General features: G+C 59.9%; 18 protein-coding genes. 7 read left to right on the top strand and 11 right to left on the bottom strand.

Annotation, left to right across the window (positions count from 1 at the left end):
- Positions 1-72: 72 nt before the first annotated feature.
- A complete protein-coding gene (rnk, locus tag ACM62R_RS06655; RefSeq protein ID WP_415183270.1) occupies positions 73-510 on the bottom strand; it encodes a nucleoside diphosphate kinase regulator in 438 nt (145 codons plus the stop codon).
- A 935-nt stretch (positions 511-1,445) separates the two neighbouring features.
- Between rnk and ACM62R_RS06650 the strand changes: the two genes are divergently transcribed.
- The 3 genes from ACM62R_RS06650 to aroQ all read left to right on the top strand — a co-directional run bounded on the left by ACM62R_RS06650 (position 1,446) and on the right by aroQ (position 3,289).
- On the top strand, positions 1,446-1,745 hold the full coding sequence (locus tag ACM62R_RS06650) for a hypothetical protein (protein ID WP_415183269.1): 300 nt from the start codon (positions 1,446-1,448) through the stop codon (positions 1,743-1,745).
- A gap of 6 nt (positions 1,746-1,751) precedes the next feature.
- Positions 1,752-2,660: a universal stress protein gene (locus ACM62R_RS06645; RefSeq protein ID WP_415183268.1), complete on the top strand. Its 909-nt coding sequence runs from the start codon at positions 1,752-1,754 to the stop codon at positions 2,658-2,660.
- A gap of 182 nt (positions 2,661-2,842) precedes the next feature.
- Positions 2,843-3,289 carry a type II 3-dehydroquinate dehydratase gene (aroQ, locus tag ACM62R_RS06640; RefSeq protein WP_415183267.1) on the top strand — a complete coding sequence of 149 codons (447 nt, stop codon included), beginning with the start codon at positions 2,843-2,845 and terminating at the stop codon, positions 3,287-3,289.
- Here aroQ and ACM62R_RS06635 read toward each other — a convergent pair.
- From ACM62R_RS06635 to ACM62R_RS06625, 3 genes are read right to left on the bottom strand one after another with little or no spacing between them, the layout of a single operon-like run.
- Positions 3,281-4,234, bottom strand: a complete 954-nt coding sequence (locus tag ACM62R_RS06635; RefSeq protein WP_415183266.1) for a biotin-dependent carboxyltransferase family protein — start codon at positions 4,232-4,234, stop codon at positions 3,281-3,283. The genes aroQ and ACM62R_RS06635 overlap by 9 nt on opposite strands.
- Positions 4,231-4,920 carry a 5-oxoprolinase subunit B family protein gene (locus tag ACM62R_RS06630; protein WP_415183265.1) on the bottom strand — a complete coding sequence of 230 codons (690 nt, stop codon included), beginning with the start codon at positions 4,918-4,920 and terminating at the stop codon, positions 4,231-4,233. The genes ACM62R_RS06635 and ACM62R_RS06630 overlap by 4 nt, the downstream gene beginning before the upstream one ends.
- 2 nt (positions 4,921-4,922) lie before the next feature.
- Positions 4,923-5,690 (bottom strand): LamB/YcsF family protein, encoded by a 768-nt coding sequence (locus tag ACM62R_RS06625; RefSeq protein ID WP_415183264.1) that lies wholly within the window; start codon positions 5,688-5,690, stop codon positions 4,923-4,925.
- Positions 5,691-5,890: 200 nt separating this feature from the next.
- On the opposite strand from ACM62R_RS06625, the gene ACM62R_RS06620 reads away from it, so the two are divergent.
- Positions 5,891-6,319 carry an HIT family protein gene (locus ACM62R_RS06620; RefSeq protein WP_415183263.1) on the top strand — a complete coding sequence of 143 codons (429 nt, stop codon included), beginning with the start codon at positions 5,891-5,893 and terminating at the stop codon, positions 6,317-6,319.
- A 62-nt stretch (positions 6,320-6,381) separates the two neighbouring features.
- Here ACM62R_RS06620 and ACM62R_RS06615 read toward each other — a convergent pair whose 3' ends face one another.
- The gene (locus tag ACM62R_RS06615) at positions 6,382-7,044 is read right to left on the bottom strand and encodes an acyl-homoserine-lactone synthase (protein WP_415183262.1); all 663 of its coding nucleotides are present in this window, start codon (positions 7,042-7,044) and stop codon (positions 6,382-6,384) included.
- 110 nt (positions 7,045-7,154) lie between these two features.
- Between ACM62R_RS06615 and ACM62R_RS06610 the strand changes: the two genes are divergently transcribed.
- Positions 7,155-8,552, top strand: coding sequence for a tyrosine-type recombinase/integrase (locus ACM62R_RS06610; RefSeq protein ID WP_415183261.1), 1,398 nt, complete (start codon positions 7,155-7,157; stop codon positions 8,550-8,552).
- Between the two features lie 495 nt (positions 8,553-9,047).
- On the opposite strand, the gene ACM62R_RS06605 is transcribed toward ACM62R_RS06610, so the two are convergent.
- The 3 genes from ACM62R_RS06605 to ACM62R_RS06595 form a co-directional block, all read right to left on the bottom strand.
- Positions 9,048-9,263, bottom strand: coding sequence for a hypothetical protein (locus tag ACM62R_RS06605; RefSeq protein ID WP_415183260.1), 216 nt, complete (start codon positions 9,261-9,263; stop codon positions 9,048-9,050).
- A 588-nt stretch (positions 9,264-9,851) separates the two neighbouring features.
- Positions 9,852-10,127 (bottom strand): DUF4236 domain-containing protein, encoded by a 276-nt coding sequence (locus ACM62R_RS06600; protein WP_415183310.1) that lies wholly within the window; start codon positions 10,125-10,127, stop codon positions 9,852-9,854.
- 355 nt (positions 10,128-10,482) lie between these two features.
- The gene (locus tag ACM62R_RS06595) at positions 10,483-11,091 is read right to left on the bottom strand and encodes a LuxR C-terminal-related transcriptional regulator (protein WP_415183259.1); all 609 of its coding nucleotides are present in this window, start codon (positions 11,089-11,091) and stop codon (positions 10,483-10,485) included.
- 112 nt (positions 11,092-11,203) lie between these two features.
- Between ACM62R_RS06595 and ACM62R_RS06590 the strand changes: the two genes are divergently transcribed.
- Both ACM62R_RS06590 and ACM62R_RS06585 read left to right on the top strand, forming a co-directional pair.
- Complete coding sequence (locus ACM62R_RS06590) at positions 11,204-11,647, top strand: autoinducer binding domain-containing protein (RefSeq protein WP_415183258.1); 444 nt, start codon at positions 11,204-11,206, stop codon at positions 11,645-11,647.
- A 110-nt stretch (positions 11,648-11,757) separates the two neighbouring features.
- Positions 11,758-13,620 carry an SLC13 family permease gene (locus ACM62R_RS06585; RefSeq protein WP_415183257.1) on the top strand — a complete coding sequence of 621 codons (1,863 nt, stop codon included), beginning with the start codon at positions 11,758-11,760 and terminating at the stop codon, positions 13,618-13,620.
- A gap of 127 nt (positions 13,621-13,747) precedes the next feature.
- Here ACM62R_RS06585 and ACM62R_RS06580 read toward each other — a convergent pair whose 3' ends face one another.
- The 3 genes from ACM62R_RS06580 to ACM62R_RS06570 form a co-directional block, all read right to left on the bottom strand.
- On the bottom strand, positions 13,748-14,845 hold the full coding sequence (locus tag ACM62R_RS06580; protein WP_415183256.1) for a branched-chain amino acid ABC transporter substrate-binding protein: 1,098 nt from the start codon (positions 14,843-14,845) through the stop codon (positions 13,748-13,750).
- 76 nt (positions 14,846-14,921) lie between these two features.
- Positions 14,922-15,263: a DUF6867 family protein gene (locus tag ACM62R_RS06575; RefSeq protein WP_415183255.1), complete on the bottom strand. Its 342-nt coding sequence runs from the start codon at positions 15,261-15,263 to the stop codon at positions 14,922-14,924.
- Positions 15,263-15,976, bottom strand: coding sequence for an ABC transporter ATP-binding protein (locus ACM62R_RS06570; protein ID WP_415183309.1), 714 nt, complete (start codon positions 15,974-15,976; stop codon positions 15,263-15,265). The genes ACM62R_RS06575 and ACM62R_RS06570 overlap by 1 nt, the downstream gene beginning before the upstream one ends.
- Positions 15,977-15,986: the final 10 nt, after the last annotated feature.

Here is a 15,986-nt window from a genome sequence, read left to right as displayed (position 1 = left end):
TCAGATCATGGGGTTTTCATCCCCGGGCGGGGCATGTGCGGCGCAAGGGGCCGTAGTTGAGGTAACCACCTTTCAGCCTTCGTCGCCATCAGTGCGGGCTGGCGATACGCGCATGACGGTCAGGGTGCGGCGCTGGTCATCGCGGGTGTCCCAGTAGAACGCCGCACCTTCGGTAAGGCCCAGCAGCGCGACACCCATGGGCGTCATCACCGAAATGCGCTGCGCGGCGATATCGGCGTCTTCGGGGAAAACCAGCCGGACGGTCTTTTCAATGCCGGTGGCTTCGTCGCGGTAGGTCACATCATTGCCGATGGCCACAACATTGGCTGGCATCTTGCCGGGGGCAACGATCTGGGCGCGGCCCAATTCTTCCAGCAGGCGATCAGCCATGGCAGGGTTGCGCTGAAACGCGCCTTCGGCCATCGATTCCAGCCGGTCCAACGTGTCCTGACACAAGACGATCTTCGGGCGGCGCGACGTTTTGCTGGCGGGTTTGGTCTTGGTGGTCATGGCGGGCTCCATCTTGTTTTTCGTTAGGGGCGGCAGCGAATAAGCCAGGGCTAAAAGGGGCAGGTACCTGGAAAACATAAGGTAAGAATGCGGGTCGTGGAAACCTGAAGCAGAAGACGTAGGGTGGCAAAGGAAGGCAGTGCAGGCTGTGTCATCCCATGGGCAATAGTAACGCTGCTTTATGGAATGTCAGTGATCCCCGGGGGTTTGGCAGGCGCGAACGCGCCTATTCCGCCCGGGGAACAGGGCGGGTCAGCAATCGGAAACGAAAATGATCCATATGCGCCTTCATATGACAAGAGGTAGGCGCGGTTGTGACGTTCGTCAATCTCTGACGGTGATGTTGGGCGCAATGGGGGGCGTGTTGTGGCGTCAACGGCCCATCATTCGGCACTTATGCGCCAAATGGCCGCGCCCTGACGCATGACAGTTGCAACTGTAAGGTGTTTGCCCCATGATGCTGCCATGTTGATGTTTGGCAGTTGTGAAAAGTGTCTGTCATATGCGGGCTGATCTATAGCCCGCCGTTAGCCCCGACTGACGGAATGGGGGTATGCAGCAAGTGTTTTCCGGTCAATGATCGGAGGGGGCGCCTTGAACTCTTTCAAATAGGCTGCCCGTTTCCTTGTAGACGATCCTGGCCCCAGACAAGTTGGGTGCCATCGCGGTGACGTCGGCTTTTGATGCTTGGGGGATGACATGCCATATTCTTTGAAGCACCAAGACAGTGCCCATGCAGGTTTCAAGACCTGCGCAGAGGGGCGCGGTGGGGCGTTTCGTGCGTCTTTCAATGCAACTTTTTCCTGGTGTTTGTGGGCGTGATCCACAGTCGTCTGCCCGGCCACATCGTGGGCGGGGGGTGTTGCCTTAGGCCCTGGGGGGGCCAGCCCCGGTGGGGGGAAACCCACCAATCCGCGTTTGAAGGAGCTGGATCCATGATGATTTGTTCCGCAGATTTTGCTGAACTCTTGCCCGCACGGGGGAAAGTGGTCGCCCGCAAGGGCGATGTAGCCAAGCGGTTGGAGGAAACACTATCGCGGCCATGCGCCACGCGGCGCGCCCCGACAATGACACCGATGGGGGCATGGGAAACGGGGATGTTATCCTCGGGGCTTGCTATGTCCATGATGCCGGCGGTGGCTGCCTACCATGCCGCATTGGCGATGATGGAAACTTCTGCCATATTGGCAAAAGCACCCGACGTCGGGGAAAGCGAGCTTGAAGAAAAGGCATAGCAACGAATGCAAGATGAAAAAATGAGTGCAGCAACGCCGTTGAAAGGTGGCGTTCTTGCCGCCGTTGGTCAGCTTCCGCAAGATGAGGCGGTTTTGGCCCGCGCGATCGAGGTCGCCGCCGACAGTGGCGTTTCGCTTACTGTAGTGCATGTGCTGGACGTGGCTATGACAGACTGGATGGCACCCGATGTCACCACGCTGCGCCATCAGGCCGAGCTTTCCGTGCGTGATGATATTGTGGCGGCGCTGGCCCGTTTGGGCGCGGATGAAAGCGCCACGGTTCTGATCGAGGTTGGCACGCCCTCGGCGCGCCTGCTGGAGGTGTGCGAAGAACGCCGCCCCGGCCTGATCGTGATGCGCGCGCATGAAAACCCCCGCATCGTTGAAAAGCTTCTGGGCTCAACGACTGACCGGGTGATCCATCTGGCCCGCGCACCGGTTTTGGTGATCAAGCGCCCGGTTGAGCGGCCCTATCGGCGCGCGCTGGTTGCAACGGACGGGACTGATGAAGCGGCGCTGGCGATGTCGTTTGTGGCCAATGCCTTGCCCAAGGCGGTTTTGTATCTGGTGCAGGCGGTGCATATTCCGCAGCAGCTCAAAAGCGCGATGTTGCGCGCAGGGGAAGGTCAGGGTGCCATAACCGCCCATCGCGAGGCGATGGAGCAAAGGGCAGCCGATTATCTGCACGGGCTTGCCCGTGGCCTTGACCGGGCGCAGCCGGCCGTCACGACACGGGTTTTATCGGGTGATCCGGCGTTTTGCCTGGTGCGCGCTACGCGCAGCCCGAAGGTCGATGTGATGGTCGTGGGCCCCGGCCGCACCAATATAATTCGGCGCGCGTTGATTGGCAGCGTTACCCGAAAACTGATCCGCGATGCGGCCTGCGATGTGCTGGTCTACCGCGTGGACGAGTAAGACCACCGCGCCATGTCATGGCGGTCACGGCAGCGTCCGGGTTGTTTCAAAGCGCCCGGACGTGATGCGGCGGCCATGACGGGGAAAATTACCCGTAGCTGAAAGGCAACGGGCCCGATTGATGTGGATTTCTGCTTTCCTTGGCCGGTTTTGTCGTGATGATGTGCCAAACGGAGAGAGTCATGACGCCCAGCAAAACGATCTACATCCTCAACGGCCCGAACCTGAACCTTCTGGGTCAGCGCCAGCCCGAAATTTATGGCACGAACACGCTGGCTGACGTTGAACGCAACTGCGCCGCCGTGGCTACCGAAAAGGGCTTTGACGTGCGGCTGTTTCAATCCAACCACGAAGGTGTGTTGATCGACACGATCCATGAGGCCCGCCAAAAAGCCTGTGGCATCGTCATCAATGCCGGGGCGTTCACCCATACGTCGGTAGCCATTCTGGATGCGCTGAACACCTTTGAGGGGCCGGTGATGGAATGCCACATTTCCAATGTTCATAAACGCGAGGTATTTCGCCATCACTCTTACATCAGCCTGCGTGCTGACGGGGTTTTGGTCGGTCTTGGGGTCGAGGGATACGCGCTTGCCACCCGGCGGATCTGTTCGATCTTGTCAGCCTAGCGGTGCGGCTGCGAGCGTGGCAAGGTATTGGCGCAGCTTGGCGGCGTGATGACGGGCGCGATGCACGGCCTCGGGGGGGGGGATCGCAATGAAGCGCAACTGATCGCGTGCGCGCAGTTGCACCAACCCGTCCAGTTCAGAAGAGACGATGGTAGCGATTTTCGGGTAACCGCCGGTGGTCTGATGATCGGCCAGAAGAATTGTTGCCACACCATCCCCGGTAACCTGGATCGAACCCCGCAAAATCGGCTCGGACGGGATTGAAAGGGCACCAACCGGGCTTAGGGGGGGGCCACTCAGCCGCACACCCATACGGTCGTAGGCGGGCGTCATGCTGAAGGGTTCATAAAGAAGGCTTGTTTGCGCCGCTGCGTCAAAGAAGTGATCTTGCGGCCCCATGACGATCCTTATCCGGTGCAGGGGGCGGGCAAAAACGGGGCAGGGTATAGTGACCGCCTCGTGGGTGACGACCCGTGTGTTGGTCACGACCAACTCTTGACCCGGCAACAGCCTGCCCCCGCCCAGGCCCGACATGGAGTGTGTTGCGGCGTGGCCCAACCAGTTGTGCGCAACCAGCACCCCCGCAAAGGCAAGGTAGGCCCAACTGCCCCACGGTCCGCGCCGAACCGCCAGCCGTTGCCCCGCACGGACCGTATGGACTGTCCACGCCCCGGATCGGGTTTCGCCCACGTCAACGATGAAACCACCCCCGGCAACCGCTACGCTAAGCGCGCCTGAAAGGCATTCAAGCACCAAGCCGCCCAAAGAAATTTCGATCGCCGCTGCCTCGGGCGGGCAGGCCAGCGCGGTGTTGGCAATCGCGTGGGCGGTGCGGTCCATCGGCCCAGAGGCGGGCACCCCGAACCGCATATGCCCGAACCGGCCCGCATCCTGCACCGACACATGCGGCCCGGCGGAAATGACCCTGAAACGCGCCTCGGTCATGGCTGCCCCACCTTTTGCGCGCGCTCGAACGTGGCGCGGTCGATACGTTTGAAACTGACCCGGTCGCCCACGTCAAACAGGAACGGGCGGGCCGGATCATCGCAGAGTATCTGCGTGGGCGAGCGGCCGATGATCGACCAGCCGGTGGGCATCGTCAGCGTGGTTACAAGGCATTGCGGCCCCGCAATCAGCACGCTGCCCGCCGTGATCCCGCGCAGCGGTGCGGGTTTGCGCGGCACCCGGATCGCGGGCGGAACCCCGGCCAGATAGGCGTAGCCCGGCGCAAAGCCATACATGAACACGCGGTAATCCCCGGCCAGATGCGCCTTAATTACCGCCTCGTCCTCCAGCCCGGTGGCGGCGGCAACGGCGGCCAGATCGCGCGCCAGATCAGGATCATAGCACACCTCGACCACGCGTGTCGTGGCGGCGGGGGCCTTGGTCGCGGGGATGGACAAACGGCCGCGCACGGCAGCCTCGACCGTGCTGTGATCAGTCAGATCCGGGTCGAAATCGACCAGAAGGTTGACGAAGGCGGGCACCACCTCGCGCAGGCCCTTGGGCGGATCGGCTGCCAGCGCACGGTCCAGCGCGCGCACGGCGGCGTTGGCGGCATCAGATATTTCCGTGGCAAATTCGACCAAAAGCGCATGGTCGGCAACCGGGATGAAGCGCGGATCAGCCATCATCAGGGCGCGATGAACGGGGCAAGCGTCACCCCCGCTGCGGCCAGCCGGGTGCGGATCTGGCGCGCCATTTCGACGGCGCTGGCGCCATCGCCATGCACGCAGATCGACTGTGCCGCAAGGGCGATGGGCGGGCCTTCGGTCACCGGCATCCGGCCGGTTTCCAAAAACGCCAGCAACCGGGCTGCCGCCTCATCGGGGTCGTGGATCACCGCACCGGGTTGGCTGCGCGGCACCAACTGCCCGTTTGGCTGATAAGCGCGGTCGGCAAAAATCTCGGAAAAAACCTCGGCCCCGGCGGCGCGCGCGGCGGCCTCCAACTGGGTGCCGGAAATCGCCAGTATCGCCAGATCGGGGTCCAGCGCGCGCACTGCCGACACAATTGCGCCCGCGACCGAGGCATCGGCGGCGGCCAGGTTTGCCAGTGCGCCATGCGCCTTGACGTAGCGCACCTTGACCGGCACCAGTGCCGCCACGCCAATCAGCGCGCCGATTTGTGCCGCGACCATGCGGCTGATTTCGGCGGGGGTCATCGGGATCACGCGGCGGCCAAAGCCTTCGCGGTCGGCGTAACCGGGATGCGCGCCGACGCTCACCCCCCGCTCGGCGGCGAGGGACAGCGTGCGAAACATTGTTTCAGGGTCACTCGCATGGCCGCCGCAGGCGATATTGGCGCTGTTGACCAACGCCAGCATTGCCGCATCATTACCCATCGGCCAAGGGCCAAACCCTTCGCCAAGGTCGGAATTCAGATCAATGCTTCGGGTCACGGCCTGTCCTTTGCTTCGGCGTCGGCGGATCACTGCAAGGATGTGACGACAAAGACGATAAGGCAATGCCAGCTTTTGAAAAACCATGAAAATCTGCCGGAGTTTGAAGCAATCCAAAGGAAAGGCGTCTCAGATCAGCGTTGCGGTTCCCGGTGGCGGCTTTATCGTGGCTGCCAGTGCGTTTGATATTGGGGGCGAAAATGAGCGACGATTGCATATTCTGCCGGATTGTCGCGGGCAAACTGCCTGCGCATCGTCTGTACGAGGATGATCTGTGCCTTGCCTTTCTGGACCTGCATCCGATCCGGGCCGGCCACACGCTGATTATTCCCAAAAAGCACCACGTCTGGTTTGAGGACATTCCCCCCGCAACCAGCGCCCGGATCATGGCGTTGGGCCAGCAGTTCGCGCGCGCGATGAAGGGGGAATGGGGGGTAGAGCGGGTTTCATTCTTTTACACGGGCATTCATGTGCCGCATGCCCATGCGCATATCGTGCCGATGCACCACCCACATGATGTAAGTTCGGCCGCCTACCTCAAGGACGGCATTGACGGCTTTTCGCTGCCGCCAAGCCCTGACGACAGCGAATTGACAAAGGTGGCCACGCGCCTGCGCCAGCGGCTATGAACGGCGCGCGGTTTTAGGGCTGCCGTGCGCCTATGGCGCGGGCAGGGGCGTTCTGGCTACCCTCAGGCGGCGCCCTGAAGCAAAGGAAGGTTTGCCACAGACTGGATGCCCATCCTTCGCGCCGCAACCGCGGCTGGATCGGCAAGCTCGGCAGGCATGCGCAATGCGGCATAGATCCGGCCATCTTCATCGTTGCGGTAGGTGGGCCCGTAGCGGTGGACGTCGTAACCGGTCTGTCGCAGCGCCCGCATCAGCGCCAGGGATGACAGGCAGATCATTTCGCGCGCACCATTGCCACGCGCCCTTGTCACCAACCCATCCACGATAAGCCGCAAGCAGGTGGCGCGGGTTTTTTGTGCCTTGAGACTGTCCGAGATCACCAGCCGCGTACATTCCCAAACCTCGGGTGTGGCGATGTCGCGGGGCAAAATCTCTGGCGGGATATGGTCAAGTTTGCCCAGATGCGCGTCACGCAGCATATAGCTATGCGGTCCCCAAAGCGCAGTCGTCGGCATTGCCCGCGCACCGCCCACAACGCGGCCGTTGTGGATAACCACCGAATAATGCGCGACGGGGGTATCGTATTGGTCCATTTCGACCGTGCCGTTATGGGGAACATCCCAGCCAAGCTGATCGACAAAGATTTGTTTGCGCAGTGCCAGAAAATCGTAAAACGCGGCGCCGTGGAGGTGAAGATCTGAAAAGTCGAAGGTAATGTTGTGCATGATTGTCTCCTTTTGACGGAAGTGATTTCCCCACGGAAAAGGAAATATATCAATAATTTAAGTGACTTTGCGCCCCGTCTGGTACACAAACAGACACACACGAGGTACACATGGGGCTTGTTTTGAAGTATGTTCGACGGACCAAAGCGGGGCGCTGGCAGTATCGCCGTAGAGTCCCCAAAGCGGTCGCTGAGATTATCTCCAAGTTGGAGTTTAAGGGGTCGCTGGGGGACAGTGAGCGGGAGGCGCTTGCCGCATACCCGAGGTTCCATGCACAGGTTGAAAAGGAGATAGCAGACGCTATTCAGGGTGGGGCGCAGAGCGTGGCCGCTGACAGGGGCGATCTTACAGAGCGTCAAGCGTTTGAAGTGGCGCTTGCCCGTGCCGCATCATTGGCCCCTGAGGGGACCCGGTGGATAATACGGGACGCAGCGGCAGAGGCCATCGCCGTACAATATCCCCGTGATCCTGAGACGCTGGACCCCATCGGCGCAACTGCGGTGGACAGACATACAATCAATCTTCTGCGGGGTGGGCCTGCGGCACCTAGAGGGCAACCCGAATACACCCTTGAGGATGCCCGGACGCTGTACCTGAAGGAGCGGAGGGGCGTTGAACCCTCTGAGGACATGCGCCGCTTTGAGGGGCAGGTTAATCTTGTGGTCGGGATGGTACGGGCGGCGCTAGGCGGGCGGGACCCCGTGTTGATCGAGTTAACCCGCGAAGATGCCCGTAAGGTTCGGGACCACATGCTTGATCGGATCAAATCCGACGGTAAGAGGATTAGCCCCTCCTCTGTGCGGCGATACCTCAACGACCTCAGGGCGATCATCAACCACGCAGCAACCGAAAGCCTATTGCCCGGAACCTTTCAAAACCCGTTCAACAATCTTCCTGTGGGGTCTACGCGGGGCCAATCCTCGGAGAGGGAGAAACGCGACCCTCTGCCGCCGCATATCCTACAGGGCGCAAGGAAGCGTATTCTTGGGGCTGCGGGGTATCCCCTACCGTTGATCTGGCGTCTCCTAGAGGGAACAGGGTGCCGCTTGGCAGAGATTACGGGGCTGAGAGTCGAGGACGTGGACATTACAGGCGAATTGCCCAGCCTTCGGGTGACGTGGCATGAGGCTAGGAGGATCAAGACCAATGCCTCACGTCGCTATGTGCCGCTTGTCGGGGATGCCCTAGAAGCCGCCAAGGAGGCGGTGAAGCTGGCGGAGGGTCATGTGCTTCTGTTCCCCACTTATGGCCGCGCTAGGGGGTCCTCTGCGGTCTCTGTGGCGCTGATGAAGCACCTGAGGGCAGTGACAAGAGACCCCAAGCACGTTGTCCACTCCCTGCGGCATAACATGAAAGATAAGCTGGTGCTGGCGGAGGTCTCACAACTGGATCAGAACCTTATCCTTGGTCACGCGCTGGAAGGTGTCGGTGATCGGGTTTATGGCGGGGATGCAGCTAAGTTGAGGTCAACGACAAGGGCAATGAAAAGGGCGCTGGGCGTTACCTAAAGCGCCCCTTCAGCCCCTCTAAAGCTGCACCTAACCGCCCTGACCCCAATATCAGGGCACCTTACAGGGCGAGGAAAAGGAACGAAAAACCATCCCGGCAAGGTGTTGGCTAGGTGCAGCTTTAGAGGGGCTGTAGGGGCGCGTCTAAGGGGCGTAGAGGGCTATGTCGGGGTGTCGTGGGGGTAAGGGGCGAGGTGGGGAAGTTGGGCGTCCTCTGTCGAGTTCTCCCCCCTCCCTTTCTGTGCCTCCATCTGGTCGCGCTGGGCGGGCGTAACGTATCCCTTAGGGGCAACTTCCCCCCTCCCTTGCACATTGATGGGGGCCAAAGCGAATAAGCTGTAGTCGGCGCTCATGTTGCCAAGGCTCCTTTCTTGGCTTCCCTATAGGCTTTCACCCTCTGGTTTTTCTCTCTGCGGCGAACACCGGGGCGGGCCGCATCAACAAGACGCATCGGGACGAAGCTGTCATAGTTCCGGTCATGGTGCCTCATGGTCACTAGAGTATCCCCGTCACCGCCATGGACAGGGCAAAGGCCACTTCTGGGGCGTCTATCGGTTCCCCTTGGCTGATGCGTTCTGCGGCATCGTAGAGGCTGTCTGCGGCGATCCTGAGGGTCCGCATGTTGTCTCGCGTGGTGTGGGGAAGCCCGTGGGCGTGGGCGTTGCTGTCGAGTGTATCAGCGGCCCCACAGAGGTGGTCTAAAATGGTCATTGGCATGGTGAATTGCTCCTTGGGTTCGGGGTATGCGGACGCGGAATTGCGCTGCATAGCGTCACTATGTAAGAGCGGTTAACTACTTGTAAATATTCAATTTAATCCCCTTATGGGGACCTGTTCGGCGGCGTGTCGGTGTAATCCCGATGCCGGGACGAAAGGGGCGATTGGGGGTTGGGTGTTTGGTTTGAATTGGGGCCTGAATAGTGTCCTTACCTACGAAGTAGGTCCAACAGTGAACCAGTCCCCATAAGGTGCTACAGAGGGGGCCTTCAGGTGCTACAGAGTCATAGAGGGGCCTTCAGGTGCATCTGGGCACATTGTATGCCGGAAGCCCTACTTGGGCCTGTGGGAGGCTGTGCGGTGCCTCTCAGCGTCTCCTAGAGGTTCCCCCGAGCCTACCACCTACCTACGAAGTAGGTCCAACAGTGAACCAGTCCCCATAAGGTGCTACAGAGTCGTAGAGGGGCCTTAAGGCGCATCTGGGCACATTGTATGCCGGAAGCCCTAGTTGGGCCTGTGGGAGGCTGTGCCGTGCCCCCTAGAGGCTCCTACGGGTGATTGAGGGCCTCTCAGGGTGTTGGATCAAAGGAAAAGGAGCCAGACTAAAAAACCGAGTGCGGCTAGTCCCCCGGTAATCCCCCCCGCAATGGTAAAGAAGTTTCCTCCCTCCTTCTTGACCTCTGGCGGGGCAACCTTCGGAGGAGAGTTCTCACCTGCCTTGCCATCCGCTATCTTGGTGCGGGCGGATAATCCTGTTCCGGGGATGCCTGTGTTAAGGTGGGTGCCTTTCTTCCCGATGTTCACAGAAGTGCCACGCGGGCCGATTGTTGTACTGATCCCGCCCTTGCCTAAGTTGATCCGAACGCCGGGGCGACCTTAATCCGCTTGCTGAATTTCATTGCCATTGTGTGGGTTCCTCCGAAATACAATTTGAGACTATCAACCCCCGCGCGGAAATAGCTACTGCTTTGTTGACGCAGACCCTTCCTGTGTTCTACTCATGTGGTACACATAATCACCACGTCAGGTACACACGCCAGATTTAGCGACGGGACGCATTGTTGGTTAAAGTGTTGATATATAAGGGACTTCCGAGGGTCTTAGCAGGTGTGGTTTGTCCCGCACAGCCCTTTTGACGGAGGCAATCTGAACATCTTTAAGGTTGTATTAATCAAATAATATTAGCGCTTTGAGTGTGATGTAGTGCCGGGGATCAGATCAGGCGATGCGTTGTGGCGATGCTGAGCAATTGCGCGGGGTTGCGCGCACCCAGTTTGCGCCGCGCGCCGGCCAGGCGGGCCTTGACCGCGCTTTCTGAAATGCCGATCTCGGCGGCGATCTGTTTGGTACGCAGGCCGCGTGCCTGCATTCTAAGGGCGGTTATCTCGGCGGGGGTAAGGTCTGGCAGGTGGGTTGTGCGGGTGTGAAGCTGGGTCAGCATATCCAGAAATGCGGTCAGCTCACTATCGCTGAAGTCGCGATCCGCCCTGAAAAACGTGCCATAGCTGCGCGAACCGGCATCCTCGGGGCGTGAAATGGTTCCGGTTGCCCCAAAACGCAGACCCAACGATCGCGCCAAAGCAAAAACGCCGGCTGGGTCGGGTAAACGGATGGCGTCCCAGCGGGTTATACCCGTTTGGCTGTAGACCCATTTCATCACCGGATCATGCACCACCAGACCGCGCGCGGTATAGGCCTCGACCCAAGGATCGGGTAACCAGTTCAGATCTTGTTCGGGAAATGAATATCCGACCCGCAAGGCGACATAAAAGCCGGCAGGCGCTAGTTTTTTGAAGGTTTGGTTGTACTTTTGCAGGTCCATCAGGGGTCAAATTGGTTGCGATTGGCGTTGATGAAAAATACTCTGACAATTGTTGGGTTAAAGCATCAGCCGCCGGGTTGCCGCACTTTAGAGTTGAAAGACGCAAATGGAAATGAAAAATCATCCCGAGAAGGACGTGATCCTGCAACGCCTCGCGCAGATGTGTGACAGTGGCTATGCGCTGGCGCTGCACATTCGCTACACACGCCCGACGTTCATGTATAGCACCTATGCGAATGGCTGGATGGAACATTACAGCGCCCGCGGAATGATGCTTTCGGATCCTGTGGTGCGTTGGGGGTTGACCAATACTGGCTATATCCGCTGGGACAATATCGAGTTGCCCGACCCTGATCATGTGATTGCCGAGGCAGCGCGTTTCGGTATCCATAACGGGTTGACCTGTGCGGTAGGGCCGGCGCGGTCACGCTCCATCTCGGGGTTTTCGCGCAGCACATCCTCGTTTGACGCGGCCGAGGCGCAAGAGCTGTTGGCGTTGACGGAAAAGCTGCATATCCTGACCGACACAACCGAGCAGGCCACCGCCTTGCAATAACCGTGGTATGGTGGTTGGGCGGATAGCCCGGTGTCGGCCGCGTTGCCAACCCCCGCAACCGGGCTGATGGTGTGTATCAGGCGCTGACTAGGGGTTTCCGGGGGGCTTGCATGACTGTTCCGCAGCTGTCGATTTTCGTTATTCTGATTGCAACCGTCGGGCTTTTCCTGTGGGGCCGGTTTCGGCACGATGTTGTCGCGCTTGCAGCGCTTATGGCCTGCGTGCTGGCCGGTCTGGTGCCTGCCGCAGATGCCTTTTCCGGTTTCGGTCATCCGGCAGTAATTACGGTCGCCTGCGTTTTGGTGCTTAGCGCGGGGCTGCAAACCACGGGCGCGGTGGATGCCATGGCGCGCAAGGTGCTGCCGCGCAAAGCGGGCCGGCTGGCCAGTCTTTCCGCGTTGATGGGGCTGGGGGCACTGCTATCAGGCTTTATGAACAATGTGGGTGCGATGGCGCTTTTGATGCCTATCGGGGTGCAACTCTCGGGGCGATTGGGGCTGACTCAGGGGCAGGTGCTGATGCCGCTGGCGTTTGGCACCATCCTGGGGGGGATGACCACGCTGGTTGGGACCCCCCCCAACCTGATTGTGGCCAGCTTTCGCACCGGGGCGGGGATGCGCCCGTTCGGGATGTTTGATTTTGCCTGGGTGGGGCTGCCGGTAGCCGCGATCGGTGTTGCGTTCGTGGTGGTGCTGGGATGGCGGCTGGTGCCTGCGCGCAAGGCCGGCGGTGGTGTGGGCTTTGATACCGCAGCCTATATGACCGAGGCGCGTGTCCCTGAAAAAAGCAAATCCATAGGCGTCACGTTGCGCCAGTTTGAAGACTCGATCAGCGGCGCCGATGTGCAGATTCTGGCCTTGGTGCGGGATGGTCAACGCCTGAACGCGCCGCATGGCGGCTACCGGATTCGGGCAGGTGACCTTTTGGTGCTTATGACCGATGTCGAAGGATTGGCCGAGGCGCTTTCGGTTTTTGGTATCAAACTGGAAGAGCAAGTCTCGGTTACTGAAAAGAACGCGGTTGTGGCTGCGAACAACAGCGCGGCGTCAGAGGCAAAGACTGCAACCGCCCAGGCCACGGATGAGGCGGGCGGCTCTGAGGAAAGCTCTGCCGATCAGGAAATCGAGCTGCGTGAATTTGCCGTTTTGCCAATGTCGACCATCGTCGGGCGGTCGGCGCGCGATCTGCGTTTGCGCACGAGATATGGGCTGAACCTGCTGGCGGTTTCACGCGAAGGAACACGGTCGCAGGCACGGTTGCGTGCGTTACGCTTGAAGCCGGGCGATCTGTTGCTGATGCAGGGATCGGGCGAGGCGCTGGTGGATTTCGCCGCAGAAAGCGGCTGCGTGCCGCTGGGCGAGCGCAGGTTGCGAATTCCCGACAGGCGATTGGCGTTTTTGGCAACGACAATCCTGCTGGTGTCGGTCGCCAGTGTGACGCTGGGGCTATTGCCTGCGGCGGTTGCGTTCACGATGGGGGTTTTGGCCTCGATGGTGTTGGGGACGGTGCCACTGCGCAAGGTTTATAGCGTGATCGACTGGCCGGTCGTTGTTCTGTTGGCGGCGCTGATCCCGGTTGCGGGTGCAATGCAGCAGACTGGCGCTGCCGGCGTGCTCGCGCAGTTTTTGGTGGCTACGGTCGCACGAGGCAGCCCGATTGCGGCGTTGGTGGTGATTTTGCTGACAACGATGTTTCTGTCTGACGTGATGAATAACGCAGCTACCGCCGCCGTCATGAGCCCGATAGCCTTGGGCATTGCTGCGGCATTGAACGTCAACGCTGATGGGTTCTTGATGGCGGTGGCAATCGGGGCGTCTTGTGCCTTTCTGACGCCTATCGGGCATCAGAACAACACGCTGATCCTTGGCCCGGGGGGCTTTCGGTTTGGCGATTACTGGCGGCTTGGCCTGCCGCTTGAGGCGTTGGTGGTGGTGGTTAGCGTGCCGCTGATATTGATTTTCTGGTCGATATAAGGGGCTACTGGCGCGGCTGGCGCCCATCAACCGGGGACGGTGCTACAGCCTACATCTTCTTGCGACGATCATCAGCCATAGGAAATGGCTGCGCGCGATATCCGCGCGCAGCCCGGTTCAGGTGTGCTTAGCGATAGTCGTAAGTGCCGTTTTTCCAGACATACCAGACATAGCCGGGCAGGGTGACGTCGCCCTTTTCGTCAAACGAAAGATCGCCCAGAACCGTGTCGTAGTTGCCTGAATGCAGCGCTTCGCTGACTGCCTCTGTGTCGCTGGCCGTGCCCGCAGCCTTGGCGGCCTCGGCCCAGGCCTGAACGGCGGCATAGGTGTAAAGCACATAGCCTTCCGGGTCGATGCCCTGATCGGTGAACTCTTTCACGACATCTGCCGCGCCAGGGTTTTTGCGCGGATCAGGCGAAAAGCTCATGATCGTGCCTTCGCCTGCATCGCCCGTGATCGACCAGTATTCATTGGTTACCAACGCGTCACCAGAAACCAACTGCGTGTCCATTCCCTGATCACGCATCTGGCGCACGATCAGCCCGGCCTCGGTGTGGTAGCCGCCCAGATAGACAACGTCGATGTCTTCCTGTTTTAGCTTGGATACCAGCGCGGTATAGTCTTTTTCGCCGGCTGTGATGGCTTCATACATGGCAGGCTTGCCACCCAGTGCCTCATAGGCGGCCATGGTTTCGTCGGCCAGACCTTTGCCGTAGGCGGTCTTGTCATGCAGGATTGCCACCTTTTTACCCGCATATTCCGTTGCGAGGAAATCGCCCGCAAACAGGCCCTGCCGGTCGTCACGCCCGCAAACGCGGAAGATCATCGGGCCACCTTCATCGGTAAGCTTGGGGTTGGTGGACCCCGGCGAGATTTGAATGATCCCCTCTTCCTTATAGACCGAAGACGCCGGAATGGAGGAACCCGAGCAGAAGTGCCCAGCCACAAACACCACCCCTTTGGAGACGAACTGGTTGGCCACAGCCACGGCCTGTTTGGGGTCGCAGGCATCATCGCCCACGGTCAACGCCAGCATTTCACCGTTCACGCCGCCTGCTGCGTTGATGTCTTTGACAGCCTGTTCGGCACCCACTCTCATCTGCGCGCCAAAGCTGGCGTATTGACCGGTCATCGGCCCGGCGACAGCAACCTGGATATCGGCCATGGCGGCCGAAGCCCCCATCATCAGGCCCAGTGCACTGCTTGCAAGTAGTAGTTTCTTCATTGATTTTAGCTCCCGTTGTTGAACTTGTTGACCTTGGCGGATCTTTTGCCCGCCAAAGGGTGGTTAGGATCTGGCCTCACGCGCGGTTTCGCCACGATAGCGGCCCCGCCCGCTCATAAAGCCAGGAATATTGCGTTACCATCTGCGACACCCGGCGCAGCCGGTAGCCCAGCAGCGCCAGCGCGCACAATGCTACCGTATCAACCAGATAATAGTGCAGCGACAATAGTGTGCCCTCAAACAGCGCGAAGTGAAAAAACCGCATCGCCAGGCCCAGAAGGACACAATAGAACATCAAAAGCCAGAGCGGTTTCCATGTTCCTGCCAGTGCCCGCCCCGCCATGAAGGCCGCGCCACCGCCGATTACCAGGGTAACGAAGAAAAAGGTCGCGAAATTGACTTCCCACAGAATGCCCATCAATGCGCCCCCCCTTCCAGATAGGCTGCGCGAATTTCTTCGCGCGCCAAAAGCTCGGCTCCGGTGCCGCTCATGGTGATCTTGCCATTGACCATCACATATCCCCGGTGGGCCAGCTTCAACGCGTGATAGGCGTTCTGTTCGACCAGAAAAACGGTCAACCCCTGCGATTTGTTCAAATCCTTGATCGCGCCAAAGATCTGTTTGACGACCAGCGGCGCCAACCCCAAAGAGGGCTCGTCCAGCAGCAACAATTTGGGGCGCGCCATCAAGGCGCGGGCAATCGCCAGCATTTGCTGTTCGCCCCCGGACATGGTTCCGGCGCGCTGTTCGATCCGGTCTTTCAGGCGCGGAAACAGGGTAAAGGACTGTTCCATATCGGATGCAAAATGCTTTGGGTCCGTAACCGAAGCGCCGATCTGCAGGTTTTCAAGCACCGTCATGCGGCCAAAGATCCGCCGCCCCTCGGGCGATTGCGCGATGCCCATATGCATGATTTCGTGCGTCGGGGTGCGGGTGATGTCGTGGCCGCCATAGATGATGGATCCGTGACGCGCCTGCGGCGAGCCGCAGATTGTCATCATCAAGGTGGACTTGCCCGCGCCATTGGCGCCGATCAGCGTGACGATTTCGCCTTCATGAACATCAAGAGAAACGCCGCGCAGGGCCTGAATTTTACCATAGAAGGTTTCAACGTCATTCACGGCCAGGATGGTAGGAGTG

It is taken from the genome of Phaeovulum sp. (genome assembly GCF_047638075.1).
Lineage (GTDB): Bacteria > Pseudomonadota > Alphaproteobacteria > Rhodobacterales > Rhodobacteraceae > UBA6197.
The sequence above is the reverse complement of the archived record's forward strand: the minus strand, read 5'-3'. Positions and strand labels throughout refer to the sequence as shown.